Origin of the sequence: Caballeronia calidae (assembly GCF_900044055.2) — a bacterium.
GTDB classification, from domain to species: Bacteria; Pseudomonadota; Gammaproteobacteria; order Burkholderiales; family Burkholderiaceae; genus Caballeronia; species Caballeronia calidae.
Map to the genome: position 1 here is coordinate 1 of NZ_FCOX02000274.1, position 1,349 is coordinate 1,349.

Annotated in this window: 1 protein-coding gene; it reads left to right on the forward strand. The window is 64.9% G+C overall.

Annotation, left to right across the window (positions count from 1 at the left end; genetic code table 11):
* A partial coding sequence (locus tag AWB78_RS50275) for a beta strand repeat-containing protein (RefSeq protein ID WP_232478146.1) occupies window positions 1-1,349 on the forward strand: 1,349 nt, incomplete at both ends.

The following is a 1,349-nucleotide window of genomic DNA, read 5'->3' on the forward strand; positions in this document are numbered from 1 at the left end:
TATGTGATCGCCTCGAAGCCGAGCGCGGCCACGGCCACGATCTCGCAGGCGCAGATTACGGTCTCGGGCGTGACGGTCGCCAACAAGACGTATGACGCGACCACGGCCGCCACCGTTTCGGGGACGGCCACCTTAGGTAATGCGATTGGCTCGGACCAGGTCAGTCTGTCAAGCGCGGCACTCACGGCTGCATTCGGCTCGAAGAACGCGGGGGTGGAGACGGCCGCGATTGTGGGCTACACGCTGGCAGGTGCCGATAGCGGCAACTATTCGGTGGTGCTGGCGCCATCGATGGCGAGCGCCACGATCTCGCAGGCGCAGATTACGGTCTCGGGGGTGACGGTCGCCAACAAGACGTACGATGCGACGACTTCAGCAACCGTGGCGTCCGCAGGTTCCATCACGGGCCAGACGGGGGCGATGACGAGTGATGCGGTGAGTCTCTCGGGTGCGGCGCTCACGGCTGCATTCGGCTCGAAGAACGCTGGAGTGGAGACCGCCACGCTCTCGGGCTTTACGCTCACGGGGGCCGATGCGGGCAACTATGTGATCGCCTCGAAGCCGAGTGCGGCCACGGCCACGATCTCGCAGGCGCAGATTACGGTCTCGGGCGTGTCGGTGGCGAATAAGACGTATGACGCGACCACGGCCGCCACCGTTTCGGGGACGGCCACCTTAGGTAATGCGATTGGCTCGGACCAGGTGAGTCTGTCAAGCGCGGCACTCACCGCTGCATTCGGCTCGAAGAACGCGGGTGTGGAGACGGCCGCGATTGTGGGCTACACGCTGGCAGGTGCCGATAGCGGCAACTATTCGGTGGTGCTGGCGCCATCGATGGCGAGCGCCTCGATCTCGCAGGCGCAGATTACGGTCTCAGGCGTGACGGTCGCCAACAAGACGTATGACGCGACGACTTCAGCAACCGTGGCGTCCGCAGGTTCCATCACGGGCCAGACGGGGGCGATGACGGGTGACGCGGTGAGTCTCTCGGGTGCGGCGCTCACCGCTGCATTCGGCTCGAAGAACGCTGGAGTGGAGACCGCCACGCTCTCGGGCTTTACGCTCACCGGGGCCGATGCGGGCAACTATGTGATTGTGTCGAAGCCGAGTGCGGCCACGGCCACGATCTCGCAGGCGCAGATTACGGTCTCGGGCGTGTCGGTGGCGAATAAGACGTATGACGCGACCACGGCCGCCACCGTTTCGGGGACGGCCACCTTAGGTAATGCGATTGGCTCGGACCAGGTGAGTCTGTCAAGCGCGGCACTCACCGCTGCATTCGGCTCGAAGAACGCGGGTGTGGAGACGGCCGCGATTGTGGGCTACACGCTGGCAGGTGCCGATAGCGG